The sequence below is a fragment of the Nocardioides sp. JQ2195 genome, assembly GCF_012272695.1.
Classification (GTDB): Bacteria; Actinomycetota; Actinomycetes; order Propionibacteriales; family Nocardioidaceae; genus Nocardioides.
Genome location: NZ_CP050902.1, coordinates 2,950,553 through 2,974,709, shown reverse-complemented (window position 1 = coordinate 2,974,709; position 24,157 = coordinate 2,950,553). Strand labels below are relative to the sequence as shown.

28 protein-coding genes and 1 tRNA gene are annotated in these 24,157 nt (G+C 68.6%); 15 read left to right on the top strand and 14 right to left on the bottom strand.

The features are described from left to right. Positions 1 to 80: 80 nt before the first annotated feature. Positions 81 to 1,325 carry an APC family permease gene (locus ncot_RS14190; protein ID WP_168618194.1) on the top strand — a complete coding sequence of 415 codons (1,245 nt, stop codon included), beginning with the start codon at positions 81 to 83 and terminating at the stop codon, positions 1,323 to 1,325. A gap of 7 nt (positions 1,326 to 1,332) precedes the next feature. Here ncot_RS14190 and deoD read toward each other — a convergent pair whose 3' ends face one another. Continuing rightward, entirely contained in the window at positions 1,333 to 2,046 is a 714-nt protein-coding gene (deoD, locus tag ncot_RS14185) for a purine-nucleoside phosphorylase (RefSeq protein ID WP_168618193.1), read from the bottom strand. A gap of 43 nt (positions 2,047 to 2,089) precedes the next feature. Between deoD and ncot_RS14180 the strand changes: the two genes are divergently transcribed. Both ncot_RS14180 and nudC read left to right on the top strand, forming a co-directional pair. Beyond that, positions 2,090 to 4,024 carry a M3 family metallopeptidase gene (locus ncot_RS14180; RefSeq protein ID WP_206064978.1) on the top strand — a complete coding sequence of 645 codons (1,935 nt, stop codon included), beginning with the start codon at positions 2,090 to 2,092 and terminating at the stop codon, positions 4,022 to 4,024. Further along, entirely contained in the window at positions 4,024 to 4,944 is a 921-nt protein-coding gene (gene nudC, locus ncot_RS14175; RefSeq protein WP_168618192.1) for an NAD(+) diphosphatase, read from the top strand. The genes ncot_RS14180 and nudC overlap by 1 nt, the downstream gene beginning before the upstream one ends. A 23-nt stretch (positions 4,945 to 4,967) precedes the next feature. Here the strand turns inward: nudC and ncot_RS14170 are convergent, their stop codons facing one another. Continuing rightward, entirely contained in the window at positions 4,968 to 5,216 is a 249-nt protein-coding gene (locus tag ncot_RS14170; RefSeq protein WP_168618191.1) for a mycoredoxin, read from the bottom strand. Positions 5,217 to 5,291: 75 nt separating this feature from the next. Here ncot_RS14170 and ncot_RS14165 point away from each other — a divergent pair, with 75 nt between their 5' ends. From ncot_RS14165 to ncot_RS14150, 4 genes are all read left to right on the top strand, one after another. Further along, positions 5,292 to 7,325 carry an ATP-dependent DNA helicase UvrD2 gene (locus ncot_RS14165; protein ID WP_168618190.1) on the top strand — a complete coding sequence of 678 codons (2,034 nt, stop codon included), beginning with the start codon at positions 5,292 to 5,294 and terminating at the stop codon, positions 7,323 to 7,325. 161 nt (positions 7,326 to 7,486) lie between these two features. Next, positions 7,487 to 7,663, top strand: a complete 177-nt coding sequence (locus ncot_RS14160; RefSeq protein WP_168618189.1) for a hypothetical protein — start codon at positions 7,487 to 7,489, stop codon at positions 7,661 to 7,663. A 125-nt stretch (positions 7,664 to 7,788) separates the two neighbouring features. Beyond that, entirely contained in the window at positions 7,789 to 8,100 is a 312-nt protein-coding gene (locus ncot_RS14155) for a WhiB family transcriptional regulator (RefSeq protein WP_168618188.1), read from the top strand. Between the two features lie 49 nt (positions 8,101 to 8,149). Beyond that, positions 8,150 to 8,353 carry a hypothetical protein gene (locus ncot_RS14150; RefSeq protein ID WP_240937912.1) on the top strand — a complete coding sequence of 68 codons (204 nt, stop codon included), beginning with the start codon at positions 8,150 to 8,152 and terminating at the stop codon, positions 8,351 to 8,353. A 259-nt stretch (positions 8,354 to 8,612) separates the two neighbouring features. Here ncot_RS14150 and ncot_RS14145 read toward each other — a convergent pair whose 3' ends face one another. Beyond that, positions 8,613 to 9,533 (bottom strand): hypothetical protein, encoded by a 921-nt coding sequence (locus ncot_RS14145; protein WP_168618187.1) that lies wholly within the window; start codon positions 9,531 to 9,533, stop codon positions 8,613 to 8,615. Between the two features lie 130 nt (positions 9,534 to 9,663). Further along, positions 9,664 to 9,822 carry a DUF5679 domain-containing protein gene (locus tag ncot_RS14140; RefSeq protein ID WP_168618186.1) on the bottom strand — a complete coding sequence of 53 codons (159 nt, stop codon included), beginning with the start codon at positions 9,820 to 9,822 and terminating at the stop codon, positions 9,664 to 9,666. A 583-nt stretch (positions 9,823 to 10,405) separates the two neighbouring features. Here ncot_RS14140 and ncot_RS14135 point away from each other — a divergent pair. Together ncot_RS14135 and ncot_RS14130 are read left to right on the top strand one after the other, a co-directional pair. Continuing rightward, positions 10,406 to 11,440 (top strand): PHP domain-containing protein, encoded by a 1,035-nt coding sequence (locus tag ncot_RS14135; RefSeq protein WP_168618185.1) that lies wholly within the window; start codon positions 10,406 to 10,408, stop codon positions 11,438 to 11,440. Between the two features lie 78 nt (positions 11,441 to 11,518). Further along, complete coding sequence (locus ncot_RS14130) at positions 11,519 to 12,055, top strand: M48 family metallopeptidase (protein WP_168618184.1); 537 nt, start codon at positions 11,519 to 11,521, stop codon at positions 12,053 to 12,055. Between the two features lie 93 nt (positions 12,056 to 12,148). Here ncot_RS14130 and ncot_RS14125 read toward each other — a convergent pair whose 3' ends face one another. Both ncot_RS14125 and ncot_RS14120 read right to left on the bottom strand, forming a co-directional pair. Next, positions 12,149 to 12,718, bottom strand: a complete 570-nt coding sequence (locus tag ncot_RS14125; protein WP_240937911.1) for an NUDIX domain-containing protein — start codon at positions 12,716 to 12,718, stop codon at positions 12,149 to 12,151. Beyond that, a complete protein-coding gene (locus ncot_RS14120; RefSeq protein ID WP_168618183.1) occupies positions 12,715 to 14,010 on the bottom strand; it encodes a zinc-dependent metalloprotease in 1,296 nt (431 codons plus the stop codon). Before ncot_RS14120 ends, ncot_RS14125 begins: the two co-directional genes overlap by 4 nt. A 63-nt stretch (positions 14,011 to 14,073) precedes the next feature. On the opposite strand from ncot_RS14120, the gene ncot_RS14115 reads away from it, so the two are divergent. From ncot_RS14115 to ncot_RS14090, 6 genes are all read left to right on the top strand, one after another. After that, on the top strand, positions 14,074 to 14,514 hold the full coding sequence (locus tag ncot_RS14115; protein ID WP_168618182.1) for a molybdenum cofactor biosynthesis protein MoaE: 441 nt from the start codon (positions 14,074 to 14,076) through the stop codon (positions 14,512 to 14,514). 77 nt (positions 14,515 to 14,591) lie between these two features. Next, positions 14,592 to 14,843, top strand: coding sequence for a hypothetical protein (locus ncot_RS14110; protein WP_240937910.1), 252 nt, complete (start codon positions 14,592 to 14,594; stop codon positions 14,841 to 14,843). A 90-nt stretch (positions 14,844 to 14,933) separates the two neighbouring features. After that, positions 14,934 to 15,980, top strand: coding sequence for a PDZ domain-containing protein (locus tag ncot_RS14105; protein ID WP_168618181.1), 1,047 nt, complete (start codon positions 14,934 to 14,936; stop codon positions 15,978 to 15,980). A 2-nt stretch (positions 15,981 to 15,982) separates the two neighbouring features. After that, positions 15,983 to 16,558, top strand: a complete 576-nt coding sequence (locus ncot_RS14100) for a PPA1309 family protein (protein ID WP_206064977.1) — start codon at positions 15,983 to 15,985, stop codon at positions 16,556 to 16,558. Beyond that, positions 16,555 to 19,518 carry a UPF0182 family protein gene (locus ncot_RS14095; protein WP_168618180.1) on the top strand — a complete coding sequence of 988 codons (2,964 nt, stop codon included), beginning with the start codon at positions 16,555 to 16,557 and terminating at the stop codon, positions 19,516 to 19,518. The genes ncot_RS14100 and ncot_RS14095 overlap by 4 nt, the downstream gene beginning before the upstream one ends. 48 nt (positions 19,519 to 19,566) lie before the next feature. Continuing rightward, positions 19,567 to 19,640 (top strand) — tRNA-Met (locus tag ncot_RS14090). 67 nt (positions 19,641 to 19,707) lie between these two features. Here ncot_RS14090 and ncot_RS14085 read toward each other — a convergent pair. The 8 genes from ncot_RS14085 to ncot_RS14050 form a co-directional block, all read right to left on the bottom strand. Further along, positions 19,708 to 20,796: a site-specific integrase gene (locus tag ncot_RS14085; RefSeq protein ID WP_168618179.1), complete on the bottom strand. Its 1,089-nt coding sequence runs from the start codon at positions 20,794 to 20,796 to the stop codon at positions 19,708 to 19,710. 483 nt (positions 20,797 to 21,279) lie between these two features. Further along, positions 21,280 to 21,531 carry a hypothetical protein gene (locus tag ncot_RS14080; protein WP_168618178.1) on the bottom strand — a complete coding sequence of 84 codons (252 nt, stop codon included), beginning with the start codon at positions 21,529 to 21,531 and terminating at the stop codon, positions 21,280 to 21,282. 5 nt (positions 21,532 to 21,536) lie between these two features. Beyond that, on the bottom strand, positions 21,537 to 21,905 hold the full coding sequence (locus ncot_RS14075; RefSeq protein ID WP_168618177.1) for a hypothetical protein: 369 nt from the start codon (positions 21,903 to 21,905) through the stop codon (positions 21,537 to 21,539). Further along, positions 21,905 to 22,162, bottom strand: a complete 258-nt coding sequence (locus ncot_RS14070) for a hypothetical protein (RefSeq protein ID WP_168618176.1) — start codon at positions 22,160 to 22,162, stop codon at positions 21,905 to 21,907. The genes ncot_RS14075 and ncot_RS14070 overlap by 1 nt, the downstream gene beginning before the upstream one ends. Before the next feature lie 77 nt (positions 22,163 to 22,239). Continuing rightward, positions 22,240 to 22,782 (bottom strand): antirestriction protein ArdA, encoded by a 543-nt coding sequence (locus tag ncot_RS14065; protein WP_168618175.1) that lies wholly within the window; start codon positions 22,780 to 22,782, stop codon positions 22,240 to 22,242. A gap of 29 nt (positions 22,783 to 22,811) precedes the next feature. Then, complete coding sequence (locus ncot_RS14060) at positions 22,812 to 23,147, bottom strand: hypothetical protein (RefSeq protein ID WP_168618174.1); 336 nt, start codon at positions 23,145 to 23,147, stop codon at positions 22,812 to 22,814. Between the two features lie 466 nt (positions 23,148 to 23,613). Continuing rightward, positions 23,614 to 23,829, bottom strand: a complete 216-nt coding sequence (locus ncot_RS14055; RefSeq protein ID WP_168618173.1) for a hypothetical protein — start codon at positions 23,827 to 23,829, stop codon at positions 23,614 to 23,616. Beyond that, positions 23,826 to 24,125 (bottom strand): thioredoxin family protein, encoded by a 300-nt coding sequence (locus ncot_RS14050; RefSeq protein ID WP_168618172.1) that lies wholly within the window; start codon positions 24,123 to 24,125, stop codon positions 23,826 to 23,828. Before ncot_RS14050 ends, ncot_RS14055 begins: the two co-directional genes overlap by 4 nt. Positions 24,126 to 24,157: the final 32 nt, after the last annotated feature.

Below are 24,157 nucleotides of genomic sequence, written 5' to 3'. Positions count from 1 at the left end.
GCCGAGGGGGCGAGGTCCCTCGGCCCGACGTCCGCACGGTCGATCCAACGGGTGATCGGCGCTGGTGCGAGGATGAAGCCGTGACCACCGATCGCTTGGCCAGGCGGCTCGGCACGGGCGATGCAGTCGTCGTCGGGCTCTCCGCGATGATCGGCGCCGGCGTCTTCGCCGCGTTCGCTCCGGCCGCTGCCACGGCGGGGTCGGCACTGCTCACCGGGTTGGGCATCGCCGCCGTCATCGCCTTCTGCAACGCCGTGGCCTCGGCCCAGCTGGCCGCCCATCACCCTTCGTCGGGAGGTACCTACCTCTTCGGCCGTGAGGTCCTCGGACCGTGGTGGGGCTTCCTGGCCGGGTGGGGCTTCGTCATCGGCAAGACCGCTTCCTGCGCGGCCATGGCGATGACCTTCGCGGCGTACGCCGTCCCGTCGGACGGCTGGGCCCAGAGGGGTGCGGCCGCCGGAGCCGTCCTGATGCTCACCCTGGCCACCATGCGTGGCATCACCCGCACCGCTCGCCTGGCCGGGGTCCTGCTCGCCGCGACGCTCCTGGTGCTGCTGCTGGCGCTGGCGCTCGTCACGGTCGGTGACCCGGCGTCGCCCGACCCGTTGCCCGACCCGTTGGCCGGCCCGGACGGCGTGCGCAGCGTCCTACAGGCGGCCGGACTGCTGTTCTTCGCGTTCGCCGGCTATGCCCGCATCGCCACGTTGGCCGAAGAGGTGCGCCGACCTGAGGTGCTGGGCCAGGCCATCCTGGTCGCGCTGGGTGTCGCGGTCGTGCTCTACGCAGCGATCGGCGCGGCTCTCGTGCACGCACTCGGTGCCGGCCTCGCGACGAGTGAGGCGCCCCTCTCGGACGCGGTCACGGCCGTCGGGGCCGCCTGGGCCGAGCCCGTGGTCCGGATCGGTGCGGCAGCCGCGTGCCTGGGGGCGCTGCTCGCCCTCCTGGCCGGCGTGACCCGCACCGCCCTGGCGATGGCGCGTGAGCGCGACCTGCCCACGCCGTTGGCCCACGTCGACCCGAAGCACCGGGTGCCGGACCGCGCCCAGCTCGCCCTCGGGGCCGCGGTGATGGTGCTGGTGCTCACCGTCGACCTGCGCGGTGCCATCGGGTTCTCCAGCTTCGGGGTGCTGGTCTACTACGCCGTCGCGAACCTCTCCGCGCTCCGACAACCCGCCGAGCAGCGACGCTGGCCGCGTGCGCTCCAGGTGCTGGGCCTCAGCGGTTGCCTCGTGCTGGCGGTGATGCTGCCCTGGACCTCGGTGCTGGCCGGGCTGGGGGTGCTCGCCGTCGGTGTGCTCGGCCGGCTCGTCCTGCGTCGCGGTTGACCCGGGGTCAGGGACGGGCCAGGGCCGCGGTCAGCGCGATCTCGACCATGGCGCCGAAGGTCTGTTCACGTTCCTGGGAGCTGGTCTCCTCGCCGGTGACGATGTGGTCGGAGACCGTGCAGATCGCCAGCGCGCGGCGGTCGTGCTTGGCTGCCAGCGTGTAGAGAGCAGCCGCTTCCATCTCCACGGCCAGCACGCCGTGGTCGACCATCGTCGCCATCAGCTCGGGACGCGGCGTGTAGAACTGGTCGCTGCTGAAGATCAGCCCGGTCCACGTGGTCACGTCGTCGCGCTCCGTCGCCGCGTCGTACGCCGCCCGCAGCAGGCCGAAGTCGGCCACGGGGGCGTAGTCGAGCCCGTGGAAGCGCAGCCGGTTCATCCCGGAGTCGGTGCAGGCTCCGGACGCCAGGACGATGTCGCGCAGGCGGACCTTCTCGACGAGCGCGCCGCAGGAGCCCACCCGGATGATCGACTGCACGTCGTACTCGGTGAACAGCTCCGTGGCATAGATGGCCAAGGAGGGCTGGCCCATCCCGGACCCCTGCACGCTGACCCGCTCGCCCTGCCAGGTGCCGGTGTAGCCGAGCATGCCGCGGACCTCGTTGTAGCAGGTGACGTCGTCGAGGAAGCTCGACGCGATCCACTGGGCACGCAACGGGTCCCCGGGCATCAGGACGTGCGGGGCGATGGCGCCGGGAGCTGTGCCGATGTGGGTGCTCATGACCCGATCGTAGGGCCTGAGGGCCGGTGGGTAGCCTGCAAGCGTGACCGGACCTGAGCAGCTCCAACCCCTGTCCCTGCCCGCCGCTGACGACGACTGGGCGGCTTGGCTCGACGAACGCTGCCGGGGTTCCCTGGCCCGAGCCCGAGCGATGCGCGCGACCCTCGTCGACGTCGACCCGGCTGACGTCCTGGCCGCGTGGAACGACCTGCACGTCGAGCTGGCCAACGCCTTCTCGGTGGCCGGCCTGATCGCCCAGGTCCACCCCGACAAGGCGATCCGTGAGCTGGCCGAGCAGGTGGAGGTCGAGGCCAACCGATTCCACACCGAGCTGATGCTGGACCCCGGTGCGTTCGCGGCGCTCTCCGCGGCACCCACCGAGCACCTCGACCCGGCTGCCCGCCGTGCCCTGGACAAGTCCCTGCGTGACTTCCGTCGCGCCGGCGTCGACCGCGACGAGGTGACCCGCGCCAAGCTGCGTGACCTCAACGAGCGGGGGGTCGAGCTGGGCCAGGCGTTCTCCCGGGGGATCCGCGACGACAACCGCACCACCACTGTCGCCGCGTCGGCACTGGAGGGGCTGCCCGCCGACTGGGTGGCCGACCACCCGGCCGGGGATGACGGCCGGGTCACTCTCACCACCGACTACCCGGACACCGTGCCGTTCATGACGTTCAGCCAGGATGCCGCCGCACGTCGGGCGGTGATGACCAGCTTCCTCAACGGTGGTTGGCCGCAGAACGACAAGGTCCTCGCAGAGCTGCTCGCCGTCAGGCACGAGCACGCCCAGCTGCTGGGCTACAGCGACTGGGCCGACTTCGATGCGGAGGTGAAGATGATCGGGCGCGGCGCCGCGATCGCCGAGTTCATCGACTCCATCGCCGCGGACTCCCTGGCGGCCGGGCAGCGCGACATCGCGGTCCTGCTCGAGCGTGCCCGTCGTGACGACCCGGCCGTCGAGGCGATCGACGTGGCCAACTGGCGCCACTACGCCGAGGTCGTGCGCCGCGAGCACTTCGACGTGGATGCCCAGGAGGTGCGCAGGTACTTCGACTTCACCAAGGTGCGCCAAGGACTCCTCGACGTCACCGGACGCCTGTTCGGCCTCGAGTACGCCGAGGTGCCGGGGGCGCCGTCCTGGCACGGCGACGTGACGGCGTACGACGTGTCGCTCGGCGGTGAGGTGCTCGGCCGGATCCGGCTGGACCTGCACCCGCGCGACGGCAAGTACAACCACGCCGCCCAGTTCGACCTGGTGCCCGGTGTGCGCGGCGTACAGCTCGCTGAGGGGGTGCTGGTGTGCAACTTCCCGCGCGGCCTGATGGAGCACGACGACGTGGTGACGCTGTTCCACGAGTTCGGCCACCTCGTCCACCACGTGCTGGCCGGTCGCCACGACTGGGTGCGCTTCTCCGGTGTCGCCACCGAGTGGGACTTCGTCGAGGCGCCGAGCCAGATGCTGGAGGAGTGGGCCTGGGACGCCGACGTCCTGGCCAGCTTCGCCACGGACGAGGCGGGCACGCCGATCCCGGCCGACCTGGTGGCCAGGATGCGTGCCGGCGAGGAGTTCGGCAAGGGCTTCCTGGCGCGGACCCAGATGTTCTACGCCGCGATCTCCTACCGCCTGCACGTCGAGCGTCCCGATGACATCACGTCCCGCGTGCTCGAGCTCCACGACGCCTACAACCTGATCAAGCCGATTCCGGACACGCACTTCCACACCGGCTTCGGACACCTCGAGGGCTACTCCTCGGCGTACTACACCTACATGTGGAGCCAGGTGATCGCCAAGGACCTCTTCTCGGCGTTCGACCAGGACGACCTCTTCGCCGACGGTCCCGCGCAGCGCTATCGGGACACGGTGCTCGCCGCAGGGGGCAGCAAGGACGCGGCGGACCTGGTGGCGGACTTCCTCGGCCGCCCCTACAACGCAGATGCGTTCAGGGCCTGGCTCGAGGCCTCACCGGAGGAGAAGTGATGGATCGCGACCTCCCGCACCTGGCCCTCTCGGAGCACGCCCACAACCGGCACGGCTTCGAGCGCACGGACGAGGCTTGGCTCGACGACCGCTGGGCCGACCCGGCGACGCGGGTCCTCCTGGTGGCCGGCAACCGGTTGCGCCCCGTCGGCGGAGCCCTCGAGTGGCTCTCTCCGGCGGACTGCCCCGACGGGGGACTGCGGGTGCTGCTCGGCGAGCAGCACGGCGTCACCCACTTCGCCCTCGTGCTGGCGCCCGACCGGGCTCCCGGCCCGAAGGACGACTGGGTCGTGCTGCGTGGGGCGCTCGGTGCCCTGGCCGGCGACGGCGCCGTCCAGGCGCCCCTGGTCATGCACGCGATCGGGATGGCCGAGTGGCACTGGGCGACCCGGCACTGCCCCCGTTGTGGGGGAGCGTTGCGTGCCGAGCAGGCCGGCCACGTGCTGACCTGCGTGGACTGCGAGCGTCAGCAGTTCCCGCGATCGGATCCGGCCGTGATCATGCTGATCGCGCACGGCGAGCCGGGGTCGTCGGAGGAACGATGCCTGCTCGGGCGCGGAGCCAGCTGGCCCGAGGGGCGGTTCTCCACGCTCGCGGGCTTCGTGGAGCCCGGTGAGACGATGGAGGACGCCGTACGCCGTGAGGTGATGGAGGAGACTGGTGTGGCGGTGGGGCCGGTCGACTACTTCGGCAGCCAGCCGTGGCCGCTCCCGGCCAGCCTGATGGTCGGATTCCTCGGCCGGGCCACCTCGACCGACGTCAACGTGGACGGAGCCGAGGTCGCCGAGGCGCGCTGGTTCACCCGCGCCGAGATGGCCGAGCAGGCCCGCGACGGCAGCATCGTGCTGCCCGGTGGGGTCTCGATCTCACGTTCCCTGGTCGAGCACTGGTACGGCGGACCGCTCCCCGGCTCCTGGTGACCCACCAGCCACGTGCCAGTCGGTCAGGCGAGCTCGGCGAGCTTGGCCTTCACCTGGGCGATCGACGGGTTGGTCTGGGCCGAGCCGTCCGAGTAGACCAGCGTGGGCACGGTCTGGTTGCCGCCGTTGGCCTCCTCGACCAGCTTGGCCGCCTCCGGCTGCTGCTCGATGTCGACGATGTCGAAGGCGATGCCCTCACGGTCGAGCTGGCTCTTGAGCCGGTGGCAGTAGCCGCACCAGGGCGTGGTGTACATCGTGAAGGTGTCGGTCATGGCAGGACTGTCCCCTTGGGCGTCTAGGGTTTGCTGGGCTTGAGGTGAACAACGATTCCACAGGAGATCTTCCCGATGCCGACCCCCGCTGACCTGTTGGCCGCTCTCGACCCCGAGCAGCGGCAGGTGGCCGAGGCCCTGCGTGGTCCGGTGCGGGTGCTCGCCGGGGCGGGGACCGGCAAGACCAGGGCGATCACGCACCGCATCGCGCACGGCGTCGCCAGCGGTGTCTACCAGCCCGGCGAGGTGCTGGCGGTCACGTTCACCACCCGGGCTGCGGGGGAGATGCGCACCCGGCTGCGAGAGCTCGGTGCCCCGGGCGTCCAGGCTCGCACCTTCCACGCCGCCGCGCTGCGCCAGCTGCGGTACTTCTGGCCCTCGGTCCACGGCAGCGAGCTACCCACACTGACCGAGTCGAAGCTCGCACTGATGGCGCTGGCGGCCCGCCGCCAACGCCTCGCCGTCGACCAGGGAACCTTGCGTGACCTCGCCTCGGAGGTCGAGTGGGCCAAGGTCAGCAACGTGCGACCGGAGGAGTACCCCCGGCTCGCCCCGGCGCGCGGGCGCGAGGTCAACAACGTCGACGCGGAGACGGTCGCCCGAGTCTTCGGCACCTACGAGGACGTCAAGCGCGGTCAGGGCCGGATGGACATGGAGGACGTCCTCCTGCTCACCGCCGCCCTCCTCGCCGAGGACGAGCGGGTGGCGGCGCAGGTGCGCCGCCAGTACAAGTTCTTCGTCGTCGACGAGTTCCAGGACGTCTCGCCGTTGCAGTCGGCCCTGCTCGACCTGTGGCTGGGTGGTCGCGACGAGATCTGTGTGGTCGGCGACCCCGCCCAGACGATCTACAGCTTCGCCGGCGCCAACGCCTCCTACCTCCGTGAGTTCTCCGCGAAGCACTCCGGCACCACCTCGATCGAGCTGGTGCGCAACTATCGCTCCACCCCCGAGGTCATCGGTGCGGCCAACGCGTTGCTGTCCGGCACCAGCTCCCGCGGCGTCCAGCTGACGGCCCAACGGGCGTCCGGGCCGGCGATCACCTACGTCGAGCACACCGACGAGGTCGACGAGGCAGAGTCGGTCGCGGCGGAGGTCCTGCGCCTGCAGGACGAGGGTGTCTCACCCGGATCGATGGCCGTGCTGTTCCGCATCAACGCCCAGTCGGAGGCGTTCGAGGACGCGCTGGCCGCCCGCAACATTCCCTACGTGGTGCGCGGTGCGGCCCGGTTCTTCGACCGCCCCGAGGTGCGCCAGGCGATCACCCTGCTGCGCGGCACCGCGCGGTCGGGCGCGGGCGGCGACGACCTGGTGGACGACGTCCGCGACACGCTTGCGGGCATGGGCTGGACCTCCGAGCCCCCGTCGGGGCGCGGCACCGCGCGCGACCGTTGGGAGTCGTTGCACGCCCTGGTCTCCCAGGCCGAGACGTACGCCGCCTCCGACGGCTCCTCGCTGGGCGGATTCGTCGACGACCTCGACCGTCGCGCCCAGGAGCAGCACGCCCCGGTGGCCGAGGGCGTCACCCTGGCCACCCTCCACACGGCCAAGGGCCTCGAGTGGGATGCGGTGTTCGTGTGCGGCGCCCAGGAGGGCTCCCTGCCGATCAGCTTCGCGCAGACGCCTGCGGAGGTCGAGGAGGAGCGGCGGCTGCTCTACGTGGGCATCACCCGGGCTCGGGTGCACCTGCGGATCTCGTGGAGCCTGGCCCGCAAGCCGGGGGGCCGCAAGACCCGGAGTGCCTCCAGGTTCCTCGCCGCGCTGCGCCCCGACGTGCACGAGCCCAGGCCTGCTCGCACCAAGAAGGCGGCCAGGGCGGCCATGTGTGGCACGTGCGGCCGCCCGCTGTCCACGGCGGGCGAGCGCAAGGTGGGGCGCTGCATCGACTGTCCCGCCACCTACGACGAGGACCTCTTCGCCCGGCTGAAGGAGTGGCGCCGCGAGCGGGCCGGCGAGGACGGCGTGCCGGCGTACGTCGTCTTCACCGACAAGACCCTGGAGGCGGTGGCCGAGATGAAGCCGGCCGACGACGCGCAGCTGTTGCGCATCTCCGGGATCGGCGCGGCCAAGGTCGAGCGCTACGGCGATGAGCTCCTCGCCCTGATCAACTGAGCACGCGCCACGAGCGGCAGAAGAAAAGAAAATCAAGAAATACCCAATAAATCGTTTGCCCATTACAGGCGTGGCGCGATAGTTTTCTTCTCGTCCAAGAAGTTTGCGCACCACGACCTTGGCAAGGTCGGCGCTCAATGACACCGAAGGAGGTGGGCACCATGAAGAACATCTACACCGACACCACGGCTGTGAACCAGTCGCGCATCGTCATGCCCACCTACGCCTTTGGCGTGTCCACGTGTGCCCGAGTCGATGCTCCGGCTCGCCAGCACGCTGCCGCTCTCATCGAGGGAGCCGCCCAGGGGACCACTGTCTGGAGTCCACCACCGAACTGAGGAAACTCAGCTCGGCAGCCTCCAGGCCGCGGAACCCGAAGACCGGGATCCGCGGCCTTTTTGTTTGGCCAGGACCCGATCAACACCCATCAGCAATCGATCAGGTCTCAGAGGAGGTGACACACATGACCATCAGCGAACTTCGGGAGCCGGTCGAGATCAGCCTGGGAGAGCTCCACGCGGCGGCTGACTCCGTCGATGACGAGCTGTTGCCCTGCCGGGCCAACAACCCCGAGCTGTTCTTCGCCGAGTCACCCAGCGACGTCGAGTACGCCAAGGCCCTGTGCACGGACTGCCCGGTCCAGGCAATGTGCCTCGCTGGCGCGCTCGAGCGGCGTGAGCCCTGGGGCGTCTGGGGAGGGGAGCTGTTCCTGCAAGGGATCGTCATTCCCCGCAAGCGGCCCAGGGGCCGCCCGCGCAAGAACGCCGCAGCCTGATCTGACCACCACCCACCCGGTCAGCGGAAGGCGACCGGCACAGAAAGCGATGAACACCACCATGAACACGAACACGAACTGGAGCAACACGATGAGTCTCATGCACGAAGAAATGGCACGCGCACAAATGTCCGCGCGCCTGGGAGAGGCGCAGAGCATGCGGCAGGGTCACCAGCTGGCCCTCGCACGCCGGATGAGCCGCAAGGCCGAACGTGCCGCCCAGCAGGCACGCCTGGCGTTCGCGCGCCTCTGATCAACACAGCCGAGTCGGCACGAGTTGACGCACCACGCTCACCTCGTGCCGGCTCGGCTTTGTCGTGACCTCTCGGCGTACGGTGAAGGAGTGCCAGCAACCTGTGACTTCTGTGGACGCCAAGCCGACTCCGACGAGATCCCGTTGACCTGGAGCACGGCCGTCGAGAACGGCCGGAGCCAGGTCTTCTGTGACACCTGCTCACGGGAGCACCTGCGCGCGATGGAGAGCAAGCTCGACAGCGAGTGGTGGTAGGCGTTCACACGGCGTGACGGCGACCCCAGCCGCAGCCGCACGCCGGGTGCTGGGCCCAGTGCGCCCGGCGCAGGTCGAGCGTGGGGTCGAGCGTGATGGTGGCACTCCACGTGGTGGGCTGCTTGCCGTCGATCCAGTTGAGCAGGTCACGCGAGGCCCACAGCAGGGCCATGTCGAGGAGGTCGTGATGGATCGGATCGGGGAGCCCGTCGCGCGGCGCGGCAGGATCGGCGTACTGCGTGAGGATCAGGGGCCGGCGCGGGTCCGTGTCGGCGTGGTGCGCATCGACGCAACGCAAGCAAGCGGTGTGGCCGGGCACCACGAACGGTCCGACACGCACCACTCCCTCGCTCGAGCTGACCAGGAGGTGAGGGAGGTCGGCACGCACCCAGTCGTCGAGCCGGTCGCGGTCGGTCTCGCCCCGGGTGACCAGCACGGCGAGGTCGGGCTGAGCGTCGACGGACGAGCCCGTGCCACCGGTCTCGAGGAGGGCGCTGAGCCTGCGACCGGCCCGCGGGAGCCCGCGGTGCTCGACGCGGACGGCGGTCTGCCGGCGTCGTTCGAGCAGGCCCCGGGTGAGGGATCCGTTGTCCGCGAAGAAGGCGGACAGCGACTCTCGTGACTCCTGGCCCCGTCGTGCGCCGACCGAGGTGAAGAAGTCGTCGGCATCCATCACCAGGCCACGGTCCAACAGGTCGGAGCACAGGCGCAGGGCACCGGGGGACAAGCTGGAGACGGGCCCCGGGGGCACTCCGTTGCGCAGCCCCGCGAGGAGCTGCCGGACCTCGTCGACGTCAGGCGCGACCACGGCCAGGTGGGAGGCCAGGCCGACCTGCAGGTGACCGTCCTCGCGGCGACAGATCCGGACCCCGGGCCGCAGCAGGGGACGGGCCGGGAAGCCGGGGTGCCGGTGTGTCGAGGACATGGCGGCACCCTGACACAATCACCGGGCCGGCGTGCCCGTCATCCACAGGGGCCCCGCGGGGTGCTTCGGAGAGCGGCGACGGCGCCACCCCGGGAGGGGTGACGCCGTCGAGGATTGCTCGTGGGGCGAGTTATGCCTTGCCGAGGATCCGGTTGAGGTTGGTGCCGCACTCGGGGCAGACAGCCTTGGCCATCCGGGTGCCCTTGTCGTTCACCTTGACCTCACCCGAGGCTTCACGCTTGGCCTTGCACTTCACGCAGTAGAACTCGCCACTCCAGGTCTCCGCCATGACGGCCTCCTTGCCTATTTTGATTCTCCGGTCGTCGCGACGGGGATTCGTGGGGAAGCCCGCCGGGGTCTCACGCTTGGGTGTTGACCACCAAAAACCCTACGCCACGCCCGCATTCAGGCGTGGGAGGCGCCCCGTTGGGGTGCCGACGTGGTCATCAGTGAAGAACTCGAGTTCCTGGGTGTCGCACGCCCCCGGCCCGGCCTCGCCCTGCTCACCCTCGAAGATCCGGACCGCCCACGGGCAGTCGGGCCACCGTCACAGGCGCACGGAGAAGAGGCCCCGGATCGCACCACCACACTTGCCTTCCCCTTGCGAGTGTGGAGATGCCCGCCGAAGCGGGATGACCTGGGGCCTCATCTGCAGCAGACGTTAGGGCGCTGCGGGCGCGCGGTCAATGGAAGAACCACACAGCCTGTGGACAAACCTGTGGACAACTTGTGGAGTTGGCTGCTGCCGCTGTGGAACAGTGGTCGGACGGTTGTGGGTGAGGTCGGAGGTCCGTCCCGAGAAGTGCCGCTTGAGCAGGGTCTTTGTCGAGGCCGGGCTGTGGAGAAGAAGAATTTTCAGGAGTTGGGAGCAGATGAGCCTCGATCCGGTCGGCCCGGTGCCTGCCCTGCGTCGCATTGCCTTCCTTCTCGAGCGTGCTCGGGAGGACACCTACAAGATCAAGGCGTTCCGCAGCGCGGCGGCCACGATCCTGCCGCTCAGTGCCGAGGAGCTGGCGCGACACGTCGCGGACCAGACTCTCACCGGCCTGCCCGGCATCGGTGCGAGCTCGGCCACCGTGATCAGCCAGGCCTGGCGCGGCGAGGTCCCGGAGCGGCTGGCGGCGTTGGAGGAGGAGTACGCCGGCCCGTTGGCCGAGGGCGGCCGCAACCTGCGCGCGTTGCTCCGCGGTGACCTGCACAGCCACTCGGACTGGTCCGACGGGGGCTCGCCCCTGGAGGAGATGGCGTTCACCGCGCTCGAGCTCGGTCACGACTACCTGGTGCTCACCGACCACTCGCCGCGGCTCAAGGTGGCCCGGGGGCTGAGCGCCGAGCGCTTGGCCCGTCAGCTGTCGGTCGTCGACGCGGTGAACGAGCACCTGTCCGACCAGTCGTTCCGCCTCCTCAAGGGCATCGAGGTCGACATCCTCGACGACGGGTCCCTCGACCAGAGCGAGGAGATGCTGGGCCGCCTCGACCTACGCGTGGCGAGCGTCCACTCGAAGCTCAAGATGGACAAGGAGCCGATGACCCGCCGGATGGTGGCCGCGGTGCAGAACCCGTTCACCAACGTGCTCGGCCACTGCACCGGCCGCCTGGTGACCGGCAACCGGGGCATGCGCGCGCAGTCACAGTTCGACGCGAGGGCGGTCTTCGAGGCATGCGCCGAACATGACGTGGCGGTCGAGATCAACTCGCGCCCCGAGCGGCGGGACCCGCCCACGCAGCTGCTCGAGCTGGCGCGGGACATCGGTTGCCTCTTCTCCATCGACAGTGATGCCCACGCTCCGGGACAGCTCGACATGCTCGACTACGGCTGCGAGCGTGCCGAGTCGGCGGGCATCGATCCCGACAGCATCGTCAACACCTGGCCTGCGGACCGCCTCCTGGCCTGGGCGAACCGGTAGCTCCCGCCACATGCCGTTCCTCGGGTGTCCCGGGTCACATTCGACGAACCTTGGGCCCCACCCACTAGCCTGCTGGTCATGGACGAGCCCGAGATCGAGGTACGCCGCTCGAAGCGGCGTCGTCGCACGGTCTCGGCGTACAAGGACGGCGGCAAGGTCGTCGTGCTGATCCCGGCGTCGATGTCACGCGCGCAGGAGGCCGAGTGGGTCGAGACCATGGTGGCTCGCCTCGAGCGGCAGGAGAAGCGGCGGCGGCCCTCCGACGAGCAGCTGTTCAAACGGGCGACCGAGCTCTCCGAGCGCTACCTCGGTGGGCTGGCGGAGCCGGACTCCGTGCGGTGGGTGGACAACCAGAACTCGCGATGGGGATCGTGCAGCCCCGGCGACCGGTCGATCCGGGTGTCCTCACGGCTCCAGGGGCTGCCCGGCTGGGTGGTCGACTACGTGTTGGTCCATGAGCTGGCTCACCTGATCGAGCACGGGCACGACGAGAAGTTCTGGGCGTGGGTGGCCCACTACCCGAAGTCCGAACGCGCCCGCGGCTACCTGCTGGGCTACTCCGCGGCCGCCGACATCGACCCGCCGTCCAGCGAGCTCGACGACGCATCAGGCTGACGCGTCAGGCTGACGCGTCAGGTTGACCGCTCAGGCTGACCGGCCAGGCTGACCGGCCAGGTTGACGTTCGGATCGACCGGCCCAGCTGACAGTCAGGCGACGCCGAGCCGGGCCCGGGCCAGACGGACCAGGTCGCGCATGTCGTCCTCGAGCTCGACGGGAAGCGCGTCGACGGGCCACCACCGCACGTCCAGCGACTCGAGTGACGCGGCGTGTGCCGCGTCCGGAGGAGCGACGGCGACGTGGCGGACGTCGAGGTGGTTGACCGTGCCGCGGGAGTCGCAGAACGGTACGGCGTGCACGTCGAGCTGCACCGGGACCGGATCGAAGTCCATCTCGGCGAGGCCCGACTCCTCGAGTGCCTCCCGGTGGGCCACGGCGCCCAGGGTCAGGTCGCCCGGTTCGCAGTGACCACCGAAGGCGAACCAACGACGGGCCTTGCGATGCAGGTTGAGCAACACCTGACGGCCGTCGTCGGAGATCACCAGGGTCCCGGCGGTCAGGTGATCAGGGAAGCACTGGCGTCGTACGCCGTCGGGGTGGGTCTCCAGGTGGAGCAGCATGCGCTGCCGGTGCAGCTCCTGAGCCCGGTCGGGCGCGCTCCAGCCGCGCAGCACCTCGAGTGCGTCGGCATGCAGCTGGTCGACGCCCTGGGCGGTCACGTCGCGGAGTCGTCGCCGCTCGTGCCCTCGTCGAGCAGCTTGGCGAGCTCGGCGTCGAAGTCGTCGTCGCTCGGGGTGAGCGGCTCGGCAGTCTCCTCGCGGAAGCCCAGCGGGTCGTCGAGGTCGGCGGCCGTCGGCAACAGGTCCGGGTGCAGCCAGACCGCGTCCCGGGCGTCGGTGCCGTGGCGCGAGCGCAGTGAACCCCACAGGGTGGACGCGTCACGCAGGCGCCGGGGGCGCAGCTCGAGGCCGACCAGTGCGGCGAAGGTCTGCTCGCCGGGTCCGCCGGCGGCTCGGCGTCGGCGCACGGCTTCCTGCATCTTGGCCGCGGCCGGCATCCGCTCGGAGGTGGCCTGGCCGACGACCTCGTCGACCCAACCCTCGACCAGGGCCAGCGTGGTCTCGAGCCGCTGCAGTGCCGCCTCCTGGGCGGGTGTCTTCTTCGGCTCGAAGAGGCCGCCCTCGAGCGCCTCCTGGATCGCCGTCGGATCGGTGGGGTTGAGGTTGCGCATCTGCTCCTCGATGCCCGAGGTGTCGATCGCTATGCCACGACCATAGTCGGCAACCGCGGAGATGAGGTGCTCGCGCAGCCACGGCACGTGGGCGAAGAGTCGCTGGTGGGCGGCTTCTCGCAGCGCGAGATAGAGCAGCACGTCGTCCGCGGAGACGTCGAGCCCTTCGGCGAAGGCCTCGACGTTGACCGAGACCACCGCGGCCCGGCCCGCAGGACCCAGGGGAAGGCCGATGTCGGAAGCGGTGAGCACCTCGCTGGCCAGCCCGCCGAGGGCGCTGCCGACCTGGCTGCCGAACATGGCGCCCCCCATCTGGCCGAGCATGCCGATCAGGGGACCTGCCATCTGCTTGGCCTCGTCGGGCAAGGCGTTGCCCATCGCGCCGACGACGTGGTCGGCGACGGGTTCGACCAGCACCTTCCACACGTCGCGCGTGGACTCGATCCACTCGGCGCGACTCCACGCCGCCGCAGACTGGACGCCGGAGGGGAACTCGCAGGCCTCGTCGAGCCAGTGGTCGGCAAGGCGGACAGCGTCGGCCACGGCATCCTGCTGTCGCTGCGTGGGGGTCGGGTCCGGCTCCTGGGCCACCTGGCGTCGGGCGATGTCACCGGCGAGCTTCCAGTTCACGGCACCGTCGTGGGGCGCCATCATGGCCTGCATCTGCCCCATCAGGGCGTTCAGGTCGGGCATGCCGGAGCCGCCGCCGGCGCCGAAGAGCTGCTCGAACGGGGTGCCCTTGAACGGGTTCTCCGGCTCGTCACCGGGGTTCTCAGTCATGGCTCCAAGTTACTCGCTGAATGGTGAGCGCCAACCAGTAACCCGGTGAACTAGGCTCGGAGCATGACGCAGTCAGAGATCCGCGACCGGGTTCGTCTCGTCGACCTGCGCGAGGTGCGGCTCGACGTGGACGAAGTGCTGGCCAGTCTCGATGACGAGACGTCGGGCGCCGTGAACCTCTTCGTGGGTCGGGTGCGAGACCACGACGGCGGACGCGGCGTGAGTGCCCTCGACTACGCAGCCCACCCCAGTGCCCTGGAGCGGTTGCGCGACGTGTGCCGGCAGGTCGCCGAGGAGTACGACGTGACCGGCGTCAGCGCCGTCCACCGGGTCGGGTCCCTGGCCATCGGCGATGCCGCGGTGGTCGTGGCCGCGGCCGCGGCGCACCGCGGGACGGCATACGACGCCTCCCGGGCTCTGATCGACCGCCTCAAGGCGGAGGTGCCGATCTGGAAGCAGCAGTCGTTCGTCGACGGTGAGCAGGAGTGGGTCGGCTCGCCCTGAGCACCGGGCGTGCCTCGACCACGACCGCTCCCGCGTGGTTGCCGGACCCGGCACCATCCCCGTGGCAGAGTTGACGCGTGGAGATCTTGTTCTGGCTGGTGCCACCCGCGGTGGTGACGCTGGTGGCGATGTTGTGGGTGTCCTGGCTGGGCCGTGACGGTCGTGGCGAGGTGGATCGCGACGTCGCCGTCCAGAGGCTCGAACGTGCCCTGCGCAAGGACCACCCGGGCCTCGCGCGCCCCGGCCCGGGCGCTTCACGCGTCCGCGACCGCAGCACCGGCATCGCGGTGCGCCCGTCGCGGGCCACCGACGACCGCCGCTCCGCCTGAGCTCGACCGCGGGTCCGACGCTGACGACATGGTGATGCTGGTCCGAGACTGGTTGATCACGGATTTTCGTCGGGTGAGAAGGTTGGCCGCATGACACGGCGTACCGTCGCGATCGCGATCTCGGTCCCGCTCCTGGTCGCGCTCTGGGCATGCGCGATCCTGCGCCCGGTGCCCTACGTGACCTTCCAGCCCGGCGTCACGGTCGACATGCTCTCCCGCGTCGACGGCCACGAGCGGATCCAGATCACGGGGCACAAGGCCTACTACGACACCGGCGAGCTCCGGATGACCACCGTCTCCGTGACCCGTGCCGGCAGTTCGGTGAGCATCTTCGCGGCGCTCCAGGCGTGGTTCGACGAGGACGACGCGGTCCAGCCGTACTCCGCGGTCTACGAGGAGAGCGAGACCGAGGAGTCCAACGAGAAGGAGTCGTCGCTCCAGATGGTGACCTCGCAGGACGCCTCCGAGGTGGCCGCGCTGCGTTCCCTGGGCTACGACGTGCCGCTGCGCCCACGGGTGATCGAGGTCGAGAAGGACATGCCCGCCACCGGCAAGCTGCGCAAGGGCGACTGGATCCTGGCCATCAACGACACCAGGATCACCGATGCCCAGCAGGTCGTCGACCTGATCGGTGCCTCGGAGCCCGGCCGCGACATCAGCGTGCGCGTGCGCCGCGGTGAGAAGCGCAAGACCTTCCAGATCGCGCCGAGGATGGTCGACAAGCAGGTCCGCCTGGGTTTCTCACAAGGCGTTCAGTACGACTTCCCCTTCGACATCGACATCCTGATCGATCCGGAGATCGGCGGCCCGAGCGCCGGCATGATGTTCGCGCTGGCGATCGTGGACACCCTCACCCCGGGATCCATGACCAACGGCCAGCACATCGCCGGGACCGGCACCATCGACGACAAGGGCAACGTCGGCCCGATCGGCGGCATCCAGCAGAAGATCCCGGCGGTGCGGGATGCCGGCGCCAAGTTGTTCCTGGTCCCCGCAGACAACTGTGCCGAGGCGTTGGGCGCCGACAACGGCGACGTACGCCTGGTCCGGGTGACGACGTTGAAGGACGCGATCGCATCGGTCGAGGCGTGGTCCGAGGACCCGGGCGCTGACCTGCCCAGCTGCGAGAAGGAGTAGACGTGTCCGACAGCGAGTTGCCCGCCCCGGCACCGACCGACCTGCCTGACCCCGCGCTGGCCCAGGCCGTGCTCGAGATCGAGTCGCACGCGGCCCAGGACGGCTGGGACCAGAAGTCCAGGCTCTACGCGCTCGCGGACACCGCCTCCCTGGTGGCCCGGGAACCCGCCCTGGCCGCGGCCATGGGCCTCGACGAGTCGAGCGCCGAGGGATCCTTCACCCCGATCGAGCAGGAGCTCGACGCCAGTGTGCCCTTCGAGACGGTCCTGGCCTCCATCGTCTGGCCCGACGCTGTCACGGGCTGCGCAGCCGTGGTCGAGCGCCTGGTGCTCCCGCCGAGCGCCGACGGACAGATCCCTGAGGAACCGGACGCCGCGCACGCCTTCGCCCAGGAACACCCCGACCGACAGGAAGTGCGCATCGTGGCGGGAGTGATCCGCGACGGGTCGACGTACTGCGCGCTGCGGCTGCGGGCACACGACGACGAACAGTCCGTCGTGGGCGGCAATGACTTGGTCCCCGAGCTCGTGGAGCTGCTCCGGGCAACGCTCGAGGGCGACGAGGAAGGCAACAGATGAGCAACATGTTCGACGACGAGGGCGGCGCTCCCGAGGTCGAGGAGCCCCGGAAGTCGTCATGGGCCCGGCGGTTGTGGATCACGGCGGCGGTGGTGATCGCCCTTGTCGTGGCCTTCACGGGCTACACCGCCATCTGGACCGAGAAGCTCTGGTTCGAGTCGACCGGCTACGGCGGCGTCTTCTCGACGCTGGTGCGCACCCGCATCGGGCTGTTCCTGATCTTCGGGCTGCTGATGACGCTGGTGGTGGCACTCAACCTCGGGCTGGCCTACCGCTACCGGCCCATCTTCCGTCCGGCCTCACCGGAGCAGGTCAGCCTCGATCGCTACCGCGAGGCGGTCCGCCCGATCCGGTACCTGCTGCTGGCCGGTGTCTCGTTGGCCATCGGCGCCTTCGCCGGCGCCACGGCATCGGGGAAGTGGCGCGAATACATGCTGTGGCGCAACGGCAGCGACTTCGGCAAGTCGGATCCCTACTTCGGCAAGGACATCGGGTTCTACGTCTTCGACCTCCCGTGGTTGCACTTCCTGGTCGACTTCACCATGTCCGTGATGATCGTGTCGCTGCTCGCCGCAGCGATCGTGCACTATCTCTACGGCGGCATCCGTCTGCAGTCCTCCCAGGACCGCTTCTCCGGGGCCGCGGCCGCCCAGCTGTCCGTGCTCCTCGGCTTCTTCGTCCTGGTCAAGGGCCTCGACTACTACCTGGACCGCTTCGACCTGCTCAACGAGTCCGGGTCACTGGTCACCGGGATGAACTACACCGACGACCACGCCGTGCTGCCGGCCAAGAACATCTTGATGTTCATCGCGCTGATCTGCGCGATCCTCTTCTTCGCCAACGTCATCCGCCGGACCTGGCTGTTGCCCTCGGTGGGCCTGGGCCTGCTGGCGCTGTCGTCGATCCTGCTCGGCCTGCTGTGGCCCGGCATCGTGCAGCAGTTCCAGGTCGAGCCGTCGCAGGCCGACAAGGAGGCGCCGTACATCAAGAAGAACATCGACGCCACGCGCGAGGCCTATGACATCGGCGACGCGGTGATCACGCCGTACGCCGGCAAGAGCACGTTGACCAAGGAGCAGCAGGAGCTGGCCACCAAGACGATCCCGGGCATCCGCCTGGTCGACCCGCAGATCGTCCGGGCCACGTTCGAGCAGACCCAGCAGGTGACCAACTACTACAGCGTGGCCGACGTCCTCGACGTCGACCGCTACACGATCGACGGGCAGGAGCGCGACCTCGTCGTCGGCGTCCGGGAGCTCAACCAGGACGGCATGCCCGACGACAGCAAGAACTGGTCGAACCTGCACACCGTCTACACCCACGGCTACGGAGTGATCGCGGCCTACGGCAACCAGCGCGGTGCCGACAACGAGACGCAGACGACGGGCGATGCCCCGGAGTGGGCCGAGGAGAGCATCCCGCCCACCGGTGTGCTGAGCGACCTGACCCCGGACGGTTACCGGGGACAGATCTACTTCGGCGAGCAGAGCCCGGAGTACTCGATCGTCGGCAAGGCCTCGGACGACGCCAAGGACGTCGAGCTCGACCTGCCGGGCTCGGAGAAGAGCCGCAACACCTACACCGGCAAGGCAGGGGTCGAGGTCGGTAGTGCCTTCCGCCAGGTGCTCTACTCCTGGAAGTTCGGCGAGCCCAACATCGCCCTCTCGGGCCGGGTGAACGAGAACTCGAAGATCCTCTACGACCGGAACCCGCGGCAGATGGTCGAGAAGGTCGCCCCGTGGCTGACCGTCGACTCCGACCCGTTCCCGGCCGTGGTGGACGGCAAGGTGGTCTGGCTGCTCGACGGCTACACGACCACGGACCAGTACCCCCTCTCGGAGCGTGGCTCCTACCAGGACATGACCAGCGACGCCCTCGACACCGGCAACGAGTTCCGTACGCTGCCGACCGACGAGATCAACTACATGCGCAACGCGGTCAAGGCCGTCGTCGATGCGTACGACGGCACCGTCACGCTCTACGCGTGGGACGAGGACGACCCGTTGCTGAAGGCCTGGCGCAAGGCCTTCCCGAGCACGGTCAAGGACAAGGACGAGATCCCCGCCGAGCTGCTCGAGCACATGCGCTACCCCGAGGACATGTTCAAGGTGCAGCGCTACCAGCTGGCGTCCTACCACGTCACCGACGCGAAGAACTTCTACGAGGGCAACGCCCGCTGGCAGGTGCCGGAGGATCCGAGCAAGAGCGGGACCCTGCAGCCGCCGTACCGGCTCTCGATCAACACGCCCAACGGTGGTGACGAGCCCGTGTTCAGCCTGACCTCGGTCTATGTCCCGAACAAGAAGAACAACCTCTCCGCGTTCGTCTCCGTCGATGCGGACGCCTCCAAGGCCGACTACGGAACCCTGCGCGTGCTGACCCTGCCCGGGAACACCCAGATCGACGGGCCGGGTCAGATCGCCGGCAACTTCGGCGCCGACGAGGATGTCCAACGGGTCATCCAGTCGCTGTCGAAGAACGTCAACGTCCGCCTGGTCTACGGCAACCTGCTGACCCTGCCCGTGGGGGAGGGGTTGCTCTACGTGCAGCCGCTCTACTCCATCCGCAGCGGGAACAGCACCGCCAACTACCCGGTGCTCTCGTTCGTGCTGGTCTCGTTCGGCGACAAGCAGGGAGTCGGCAAGACCATCGCCGAGGCTGTCGCGAACGTGCTCGAGGTCAACGGGCGCGAGATCGACAAGGGTGCCGGCGGCGGCAAGGGCGACAAGGGTGACCAGCCCGTGGGGACGCTCTCGCAACAGGTGCTGGACCTGCTGGAGCAGGCCGATGGCAAGTTCAAGGAGGCCCAGGCGGCGCTCAAGGACGGCGACCTGGCGGCCTACCAGAAGGCCACCAAGCGAGCCGAGGCCCTCGTCGGCCGGGCCCTGGTCGCCGCCAACCAAGCCGCCGAGGACTCGTCGCAGAAGGCCGAGGAACCGGCGCGGGACGAAGGGGACTGACCCCGATTTGAGTCCCGCACCCGCGTCGCGTAGTGTTCTGTTCACCGACGCGGGGTGGAGCAGCTCGGTAGCTCGCTGGGCTCATAACCCAGAGGTCGCAGGTTCAAATCCTGCCCCCGCTACGAAAAACAAGGCCTGACCTGCGGAAACGCAGGTCAGGCCTTGTTGTTTCTCCGGGTCATTCACGACTTATTCACGACTAATGACTTTGAGGCTCGGCCGCTTCGCCGTCATCGGCAGTGCCATCACGGACGCTGCCCGCGTGGGTGCGACCTTCCTGCCGAGGTACTTGGCCGTGACGTTGGTGTCAGCGTGACCGAGTTGGTTGGCGATCTCGGCCAGCGGAGCGCCAGCCTCATCGAGCCACGATGCGACGGTTCGGCGGAACGTGTGCGTGCCGGCCCACGGGACTCCCGCAGCGGCGAACACTCGTCGCAGAGCCTTGCTCACGTTGTTCCGGTCTCGGGGCTCCCCGAGCTTGCTCGTGAAGTAGGTGACCCCGAAAACAAGCCCCGTAGTGCCGTGCAGACCTGCACGCTCCCGAAGCCGCTCCGTGAGGTCGTCACCGATGGCGAGCACCCGATCCGCTTGCGCCGTCTTGGTTCCGCGCACATGGACAGTCTGTTCGTCCAGGGCAACGTCATCCCACGAGACGCAGTGCAGAGCCTCGCTGATCCGAACTCCCGTGCCGAACAGGAACGCGGCGAGGTCTCCCACGTCGGCCTTGGCGCTATTGGCGGCGTCGAGCACCGCAGCGGCCTCGTCCTGGGTGAAAGCGCGCCGTGTATCCAGATGCCGTTTGCCGCAGTCCAGATCGCAGTCCGTGTCGTGGCACTTGCGATCTCCGGTGCTCCCCGGCTTCGAGCCCGGAGTCTTGACCCGGTGCATGACGCTGGACGGGATCGCCCCTCGTCGCTCAGCAAGGCCGAGGATGCCCGAGAGAACTTTGCGGCTCTGCTTGGCAGCGGTCGCACCACGGTCGTCAGCGATGCCAGTCAGCCATGTCTCGATCCGGGCAACGTCGTTCGCCTGCATCACAGTGAGGGCTTCGAGGGCACCAACCTTGATCGAGCGATCCACGTAGCCCGTGTAGTCGCGCATCGTGTTTCGAGACAGGTCTTCACGTGCCTTGGCATCGAGCCACACGTCAGCCGCGACAGTGAGCCGTGTGTCGTGTCGGAGAACTCCGTCCCCGCCCCGATGCTCGTCACGGACCTCGTTGACCTTCGCCAGCAACGCACGACGCGCAGCCGCCTCGGTCTTGCCGCTGGCCGTCACGTCACGGGACTTGTTGTTGCTGTCCCGGTAGAAGCCACGTGCCTGGACCTGTCCGGCCTTGGTCGGGTGGGCTCGGTAGGTGACCTTCCCCAGCGTGTACGGCGGGCTTGCCGGTCGTGCCATTGGTCTTGAACTCCTTGGTGCCCCTCATGGGCCTCTCGGGTGGATGGACCACCCTGGGTCATAAATCGTGAACGGTCAACGCGGTTCAAATGCGTTCGGGTGCGCGCCAGCCCCGCGTCCTGGGTCGTCTGAGTCGTGGGAGTCAGCGGGTTGTTGCTGGCCCGCACCGTGGACAGTTGTCAGCCTCGTAGGCGTCATGCCGAGGGCATGGGTTGTCCAACGTCACGACGGGAGTCACTTCGGCTCCAGGGTGCTGCCCGATCAGGCTCCTGATCTGGTCGGCATGGTCAGTCAGCGGAGCGGGGAAGATGCCCAGCAACTCCCCATCTTTGCTTCTGACCTCGAAGCGGGAGTGCATCGTCACTCGTCCGTTGTCGCCCGGTAGGCACTGCTCCGGCGATCCATCTCCGAACCAGCAAGGCCGGTGAGCTCGGGCCTGCCCACATAGGCAGCGAAGGCTCGTCGCACTGCATCAGAGGTCGTCACGCTCTCTCCAGCGTCAGCCTCCGCCTTCGCCAGCACGGCGTCCCACAAGTCATCAGAGACGCGGAAGGCACGTACCTTGGTTGCGCCACGATCACCCTTGCGGGGGGCAGGCTTCTTCGAGGTCATGGGAGTCAGTCTCTCGTTTCCGTGGTGGTCTGCTCAGCGTAGGTGGTGACGAGACGCGCCAGCCTCAGCGCGTAGTCCTGCTCATCGGCAGTGGTCGGGGTCTCGTCACTCGTCGCCACATGCAACGGGTAGAGCCCGTGAACCTTGCGCCCATCGGGCATGTGGGCGATGACGGCGACGTCTTCCCAGTCGTCTTCCAGGAACGTCCATGCCGAGTCAGCGAGTCGCCTCACCAAGGAAGTCCAGTCGGCAGCGTGCAGCGACTCGGGACCGCCCATGCGGAGATCGTCAGAAGTCAGCGGAGCTACGACGATGCCGGCCCCATGCATCGGGTCCAGGACGGCGACGTGAGCGCCCGTGGTGAAGATGTCCATCACTCGTCCTCCGACCAGACCCACGAGCGCGCTCCCAGCGCGTTGGCGATCGCGTGGGCAAGGTCGTCAGTGTCGAAGGGCAGCCCGTGAGACAGAGCCGTCAGGTTGCGGGCTCGCTCATTGGGGGAGTGCCAGTAACTCGCGATGGTCCGGGCGGTCTGGTCGCTGATCGTGTCGCCAGTCTCAGCGGCTCGCCAGATGTCTTCGTAGATCTCGGAACTCGTGCCGAGTCGGTAGGTCGTGACGTGTGCGTACATGGTGGTGAAGTCCTCTCGTAGTCTTTCGAGAGGCACCGGGGAGATAGCCGCTCCCCGGTGCCGTTTCAGGGGAGCGGTCAGAAGGTGCGGAACACGTAGACGCCGTGACTCGGGGCGTCAGCGGTGTTGTAGTCGTACGCGAGATCTCGCGCCCAGGCCTGCCAGTCGAAGTAGCCCACGAACTCATCAGGCACACCGGCCAGAAGTCCGGTGTCTTCGGCCAGTTCTTCGGCGTACTGCTGGAAGGTTTCCCACTCTCCGCAGTAGGCGTCTTCGAAGTCGGACACGGACGGCAGCCCGTCGCCATCGTGGGAATAGTCGCCAGCGGTCACCCATGCGCGGAAGGCATCGCGCTGCCACTCGTCTACCGAGTCCAGCAGTTCCGCCCAAGCCGCAGCCTCAGCGGGTGAGCACTCGCCAGTGATGGGCAGGTACTCGTGATCCATCACCCACAACTCATCGTGAGAGTCAGCGCGGGAGTGTGCGCCGTGAACGTCGTAGGTGGTCACGTCGCCAGCGTCAGTAGCGGGGAACCATTCCCCGATTAGTCGCCCGGCGTTGTAGCAGGCAAGGCAGCCGATCCACACGCGGGGAGTGGTGTCGGTGGTCGTGGTGGTCATGTCGTGGTCCTCTCGGTTGGTTGGGTAGGTCAGGCCGGGTTGATCTGCTGGCAGTAGTCCGTGACTGTCTGGCAGTCGTGGCACCACCAGTCAGCGCGTGCCGCGTTGTAGCCGTGCCGGTGCTGGCCCTCCAGCACGTCGGCCCACAGTCGGTAGGCGTAGGCGTCCTGCTTCTGCTGGCATCCGTCGCACGTGAACCCGTGGCACGGCTGATCGCTCTCGTCCGTGAGCACGGTGTGAGCGGGCACGTCGGCGCTCTCGTGGTCGTGGCCGTAGTAGTCGCGGCATCCGCTCTCATCGCCGTTGGCGATCAGGAGAGCGCAGCACTCGCACAGTGCCAGCGTGTCCGTGGTGGTCATGGTCATGTCTTCGTCCTCTCATCGGTTGGTGTCATACACCATCTGAGAGTGACGCTACCTCATGGTGTATGACACCACAAGTCCTGACCCGAGATCGGTTGAAACTGAGCGTGGAATGACCGCCCGTGTCGGCGTGTCACATGCCGTTCTGCTGGCCCGTTTCCGCGTCGGTGGGTGAGGAGTAGGTCAGTTGCTCACGCGCTGGCAGTGGCCAACGTGGCGACGTGTGGCAGGTGCTCCCGCGAGTCGGTGACGTGCTGACCCGTGGGCAGGTCGGGGAGCGTCGGTGCTCACGTGCTCACGTGCTCACGTGCTGGCCGCTGGCCGTGAGAGTCGGGAGCATGAGCCCGTGGGCGGCGGGGGTATGACCCCCAGGTCGGCCGTGGCCGGGACCGCCATGTCATAGCAGCAAGGATCGTGCGCAGGTCCATAGGTCGATGAGGAAGCTGCGCAGGGATGGGCAAGAACGGCCCTAATGCGCGGTGCGGTCCAGTCTGGCCTTCTCCTGGGCGTCGTACGTCGAGCGGTGACCCCACGGGAAAACCCACCGGAACAGGCTCAGACCGGGACGGCGACACCAGCAGTCCTCGGCACAGCCACAGCGCATCGCGCCGAAGTGCTCAGCGACCCGGTTCCCGGCAGCGATGAGGAGGTAGCCGCCCACCAGCACCAGGCCGACGCGCCTCACGACAGCACCTGGACCAACTGGTCGGTGGTTGGGGAGCCGCTGAGCCCGCTCGGAGTGGCGTAGACCCGGCAGGCCAGTCCCACCTGCTCCGTGCCCGAAGCGAACGGGTCGGTGCCGTCGATACGGATGGTCGGAGACCCGAGGAACCCCAACTCCTCGGCCTCCTCGACTGTCTCAACCCGGCGATGCTCCACGGTGACGCCGTTGTGGTTGGCGGCACGCAGCGCCTCGGTCAGGCGCTCGTTGGCGACGGTCCAGTTCGGGCAACCGTCGAAGTACATGAGCTCAACTCGCACCGGGTGTTCCTCCTCGCCTGCATGGTCCAGTT